3 protein-coding genes are annotated in these 5,942 nt (G+C 74.9%); all 3 read right to left on the bottom strand.

Annotated features, from left to right (window positions below; translation table 11 throughout):
* A partial coding sequence (locus ACQKIP_RS37610) for a LuxR family transcriptional regulator (RefSeq protein ID WP_427745167.1) occupies positions 1-2,300 on the bottom strand: 2,300 nt, incomplete at its 3' end.
* A gap of 182 nt (positions 2,301-2,482) precedes the next feature.
* Complete coding sequence (locus ACQKIP_RS37615) at positions 2,483-3,379, bottom strand: alpha/beta hydrolase family protein (RefSeq protein WP_365854346.1); 897 nt, start codon at positions 3,377-3,379, stop codon at positions 2,483-2,485.
* Positions 3,380-3,564: 185 nt separating this feature from the next.
* Positions 3,565-5,919: a collagenase gene (locus ACQKIP_RS37620; protein WP_365854348.1), complete on the bottom strand. Its 2,355-nt coding sequence runs from the start codon at positions 5,917-5,919 to the stop codon at positions 3,565-3,567.
* Between the last annotated feature and the right edge of the window lie 23 nt (positions 5,920-5,942).

The raw sequence follows: 5,942 nt of genomic DNA on the forward strand, positions 1-5,942 counted from the left end.
GCCCCGCACCGCTCGAAGCCCACCAGCGCGTCGCGCAGGGGTCCGCGGGCCTCGCGGGTGCGGCGCCTGCGGCGCAGCCACTGGCCGTACAGCAGCTGCGTACGGGCGCGTTCGAACTCGCCGGGCGAGCGGTCGTGGTGGGCCAGTGCGTTCTCGTACGCGGCGTCCGTGTGCTGCGGCGGGGCGAGCAGGGCGCGGCAGCGGGCCAGCTGGGCCGGTGCCTGCCGGTCCGCGGTGGCCCGGGCCCAGCGGGTGAACTCGGCCGTGGCGGCCCGGGCCTCCGCCGTGCGCCCGGCCTGGACGGCCGCTTCGACGAAGCAGGGCACGGCCAGCTTGCGTACGGCGAAGTGCCCGCCCCGCGGTCCCGGAGCGACGAGGGGGGCGAGCCGGGCGGCCGCGTCGCCCGGACGCCCCGCGGCGAGATCGGCCCGGGCGACGGCCCAGACGGCGAGCGTGGCGGCCTGGGTCAGCCCGTGCGGTCCCGCCCCGTCCGCCGCGGCGGCGGCATGCGCCGCGCAGGCCCTGGCGTCGCCCTCCACGGACGCGGCCAGCGCGAGGACCGCGTGCAGGCAGACCGCGACGTTGGGCTGCCCGGTGCGGTGCGCGGCCCCGAGCCCTTCGAGGGCGTGCGCCCTGGCCCTGGTGTGCCGACCCGCGCGCAGTTCCCCGTAGGCCAGGTGTTCCAGGGCGCGCGGCAGCAGGACCTCGGGGCCGTAGGCGCGGACGGCGGCGAGCGCGCGGGCGCCCGCCGCACAGGCGGTCTCGACCTCGCCGATCACCAGGGCCGCGGCGCCGGCCCGCAGCAGCCCGGCGGGGTCGCTCGCCGTGGCCACGTCGTCCAGGCAGCGGCGCAGCAGGGCGTGGCCTTCGGCGGTGCGGCCCGCGAGGACCGCGCACATCCCGGCGCGGTAGGCCTCCAGGGACGGGTCGTCGGCGCAGGCGGGTAATCGGGCCATCGCCTCCCGGTAGGCCGCTGCGTCGCCCATCGCCCAGGCCGCCTCCGCCGCCGCGATCAGTGCGTGGCGGGCGGGTTCGGGCGGCAGCAGCACGGCGGCGGTGAGCAGCGCTTCTCTGGCGTCGGCGGCCGGGCCGTCGGCGAGGGACAGCAGGCCGCGCACCCGGTGCACGCCCCCGTGGGCGGGGACGGCGGCGGTGCGGGCGAGCAGGGCGCGGGCCCGTACGGGGTCTCCCGCGAGGCGGGATGCCTCCGCCGCGTCGGCGAGACGGTCGGTGCGCAGCGTCGTGTCGGCGGTCAGGGCCGCGGCGCGGGCCAGGGCGGCGGAACGCTCGGCGTGGGGGCGGGGTGCGGTGGCCGCCGCGGCGAGCGCCCCGGCCAGGCGCGCGTCGTGATCCCCTGCCGCGCAGGCGAGTTGGACCAGACGGGAGAGGCGGTCGCGGCAGGCCTCGGCGAGGCGGGCGTGGGTGGCTCTGCGGCGGGCGAGCGGGGTGCGGCGCAGCAGGGCGCGGCGCAGGAGCGGGTGGGTGAAGTGGAGGCGTCCGCCCGCTCCGACCACCGCTCCGGCGGCTTCGGCGGGTGCCAGGCCCGCGGGGTCTCCGCCGGCCCGCAGGAGCAGGGCCAGGTCGGCGCCCGCGCCGTCGGGCTCGTGCTCACCGGCCGCGGCGGCGAGCAGCAGCAGGGTGCGGGCGTCGGCGGGCAGTGCCTCGATGCGGGCGGCGTAGGCGTCCAGGAGGTCTTCCCCGCCGGGCAGCGGGTCGGGCAGCGGGGTGCGTCCGGCCAGCTGGTCGGGGGTGAGGGCGGCGACGAGCGCGCAGAGCAGGCGGGGGTTGCCCGAGGCTTCGCGGATCAGCCAGGCGGCGACGACGGGGTCGGTGGCGCCCCGGGTGAGCCCGTCGAGCAGGGCGCCGGCCGCGCCGTCGTCCAGGGGGTGCAGGCGCAGGGTGGCCAGGCCGTCCGACTCGCCTGTGCGGGCCGGGTGTTCGGCGAGGGTGAGCAGCACGGCCACGGGCTTCTCGGCGGGCAGCCGGCGCAGGTCTGCCAGGAGGGCGGCCCGGTCGGCGGGGTGCCAGGTGTGCGCGTCGTCGACGCAGACAAGGAGCGGTCCGTCCTGCGGCAGCGCCGCCGGGGCGGTCGGCTGGGCGCAGGGGACCGGGGCGCAGATTGCCCGGGCGTGCTCCACGAGGGCGGTACGGCCCAGACCGGGCTGCGCGGTCAGGACGAGCACGCCGCCGCGACCGGCTCGCACGCCTTCCACCAGGGATTCCACGGCGGCGATCTCCTCGCGGCGGCCGTGGAGCTCGGGGGGCCGCAGCGCGCCGGGTACCGTCGTCGAAGAGGTCACGCTCGCACGTTACTTCCGCGTAACACGGCCCGGAAGCCCCGCGTCCGCAGGGCTGGGCAGCGCCCCAACGGCCGCCGCGTCCCGCTGTGCACGGGCACAAGCGGGCCCGAGGGGCATGCGCGTCCGGCCCCCGCCGGTGGCCGGGTGGCGGACGGACGGCCCCCAGTGACGGAGCATCAGGATCAGGAGCCGTGGGGGCAGTTGCCCCGGTACTCCTCGATCGTGAGGCTCGGCCGCGGCAGCGGGCACAGGAACTGCTCGTAGCGGGTGTCGTCGTCGATGAACCGCTTCAGCCAGGAAGTGCTGTATTTCGCGATCGTCGTGTTGGACGAGTTCGGCGTGAAGTGGGTGGCGCCGTTGAGCTCCAGGTACGCCTTGTCCAGGGAGCCGGGCAGCGACTCGTAGAAGGGCTCGGAGTGGCTGGCGACGGGGGCGACGGTGTCCCCGTCCGCGCCGACGACCAGGGTGGGCGTCTTGAGCTCGGGCCAGGTCTTGTCGGTGTTCCAGCCCGTCAGCGGGATCGCCGCCTTCAGGGACGTACGGCTCTTGGCGGCCTCCAGGGTGCCGCCGCCGCCCATCGAGTGCCCCATCACGCCGAGCCGGGAGGCGTCGATGCGGCCGCGCACCGAGCTGGTCTTGGTCAAGTAGTCCAGTGCGGACAGGAGTTGGCGTCCGCGGCTGTCGGGCTGGTCGAGCGTGGTGTTGGTGTCGATGGTGAAGACCACGAAGCCCTGCGAGGCAAGGCGCGGCCCGAGCCAGGCGATGCTGGACTGGTAGGCGGTGAAGCCGGGCGAGATGACGACCGCGCCGAAGGTGCCGTCGGCGGTGGACGTCGGGTAGTAGATCGTGCCGCCGCCGAAGCCGGACACGCTCAGCGAGGAGACGCTGGTCTGCGAGACGGCGTAGGAACCGCGCGAGGCCTCGATGCTGGAGTTGGTGGGTGCGGGCCCGCGCTCGTAGGGGTTGTCGGCGGCGGCCTGGGCGCCGGGCGCGAGGCCCGTGCCGAGGAGGCCGGCGGTGGCGACCGCGGCGGCCAGGGCCGCCCGCACCACGGGGCGGGAGAAGACGTGCAGGCGCACGGAGGGGTCCTCTCTGTCGTGGCGGGGCCACCCGGGAGGAAGGGATGCGCCCCGGTGGAGACCGCCGTGTTCGTTGGCGGTCCCCACCGTGGCGCTGTTGACGGGGTGTCGACATCGGCGAAATCACCGGTGTCGCGCAGATGTCGCCCGCACGGCGGTGTCGGGCCGTCGCCCGCACAGGCGTGTCAGCCGCGCAGCGGTCCTTCGCACAGATAGTCCGAGGTTCCGGCGCGTCCGTTGGTCCAGATGTCCACCTCGCCGAAGGCGCAGTTCATGTCGGTGAGGTTGTTGTCGCCGCCCGCGGCGCGGTCGAGGATGTAGGTGTCGACGGTCTCGGACATGTCCTTGAAGACGCGGTCGGGGCTGGCCGCGTCGCCCAGGTTCGCGGTGATCCGTCCGGCGCACACGAACCGCGGGCGTCCGGGAGCGCTGGTGGCGCGGCAGTCGGGCGTGATGCCGGTCGTGGCGGCGAACGAGGAGCGGACCTGGCCTGCGGTGCTGTCGCGCAGCCGGTCGACGGGCACGTACGCGGTGTCGGGGACGAACAGCTCGTCGACGTGCCCGATCTGCTGGTCGAGGAAGGCGTCGTATGCGCGCTGCAGCCCGGTGTCCCGGCCGAGGCGGTCGCGCCAGGCGTCGAACGCTGCCGGGTCGTCGGCGCGCAGGTGGCGGTACATCTCCTTGAGCAGCGCCGGGCGTTCGCTCCACAGGAACTCGAAGAACGTGCCCGCGTAGTCGTAGAAACGGAAGCCGTCCCCGTCGTAGGTGGCGTGCAGCAACTGGTTCACGCTCATGCGCGGACCGCCGCCCGCGGTGTCGTCGATGATGCCCTGGACGAGGGATTTGCGGACCTTGATGCCGTCGTCGCGGGTGGCGCCGTCGAAGAACTCCGCGGTGCCCTCGTCCATGGCGGTCGTGCGGTCGCCCTCGTACCAGCGGCCCTCGCCGAAGAAGCCGGGCACCGCCCAGCGGCCGTTGAGGTAGTGCGTGTACTCGTGGCGGAACAGCTCCTCCAGGGTCAGCGAGGAGTCCTGGGGGACGCGCCGCTGGTAGGTGTAGAAGGTCGCGCCCTTCTCGATGTACACGCCGCCGTTGTCGGTGCCCATGCCGGTGAGCAGCGGGTGGTAGTTCTCGTAGTCGGCGCGCGAGGAGTACAGGACGGTGGTCAGGGTGGTGTTGGGGTCGCCGCCGAGCGGTTCCTGGGTCCCCACGACCCGGTGGAACTGGGCCTTGACCTGCTTGCTCGCGTAGTAGAGCTGGTCGACGGTGCCGCGATCCAGCGCGGTGCGGACCTTCATGCCGCCCTCGTCGTAGGCGTAGGTCTGCGGGAAGAGGCGGCGTTCGATGTCGTCCCTGCACACCTTGTACGGCTTGCAGGCGTCGAACTCGATGAGCCAGGTGACGGCCTTGGCCCAGGGGGCGCTGCCGTCTCCGAAGGTGCGGGCGGTGGTGTCGAGGAGCGGGCCGAGCCCGGCGACGATCTCGCCGCGCAGGGCGTCGATCTGGCCCATCCGCCCGTATTCGCTCACCGCGTCGCGTGCCACCCACGCGTTGGGCCCGCCTTTGAGGTGGGCGTATCCGCCGAACGCCTTGAAGGCGGTCCGGTAGGAGGGGTCGGCTGCCACCGCGGCGCGGAAGGCGCTGTCCTGGTTGCCGGGGTAGATGCCGAGGTAGTTCAGGGAGAGCGCGGCGAGGGCGGCACCGGCCCAGCTCGTGTCCTTGGCGGTGTCGGGGTGGGCGGCGTCCATGGTCGCCAGGACCCGCTTGACGAGCGGGAGTTGGTGCTGGCGTAACCCCGTCGCGCTGGCCGCCGTCAGCGCCTCGCGGAGCGTCTCGGCATTGGAGCGGGTGACGTCGAAGGCGCGGGGCGCCGTGCCGAACGCGTCCACGGCCCCGCGCATGGCGGCCAGGGTCGCCGGGTCGCTGATGTCGACCTCGTCGTGCGAGAAGCCCTGGTAGGAGACGGCGTGGAGGTAGGTGAACAGCTCCAGGAGGTGGCCGGCGTTGGTGCCGTCGTGCGATGCGGCGAGCTCGGTGGCGCGCCGGGAGACGGCTTGGATGTGTGCGGCCGACATGACCGGCGCCAGGCGCTTGTCCCAGGTCCAGATCAGGCCGCGCAGACAGCCGTCGGCGGTGACGGCGGGGTCGGCGAGGAACGCGGTGAACTGCGCGGGCGACAGGCCGGTGACACCGTCGAGGGTGCACGGCACCGACACTGTGCCGACGGTGGCGCGGGGCACACCTGACGTGGCCTTCTTCTTGTCCGTACGGGCGCCGGGGACACGCCCGCCGGTGAGGCCGCCGGGGGCGGGGAGCTTGCGGGCGGCCGTCTTCGGGGTGGCGGTGCGGCGCTCGACCCGGTCGTACGGGTCGGGCGCCCCGGGTCCCGGCGCGGCGGGCGAGGCGGCGGGTGAGGCGGCGGCCGGATGCCGGGCGGGTGCGGGGGCGTCCGCGCGGGCGGCCGGTGCGGCCGTGGCGCACAGGGTCACGGAGATCGCGGCGGCGACCACGGATCTGCGCAGGGTTCGGGGCTGGGGCACGACAAGGCTCCTGGAGTGTGGAA

Source organism: Streptomyces sp. NPDC059900 (assembly GCF_050270335.1).
Taxonomy (GTDB): domain Bacteria; phylum Actinomycetota; class Actinomycetes; order Streptomycetales; family Streptomycetaceae; genus Streptomyces.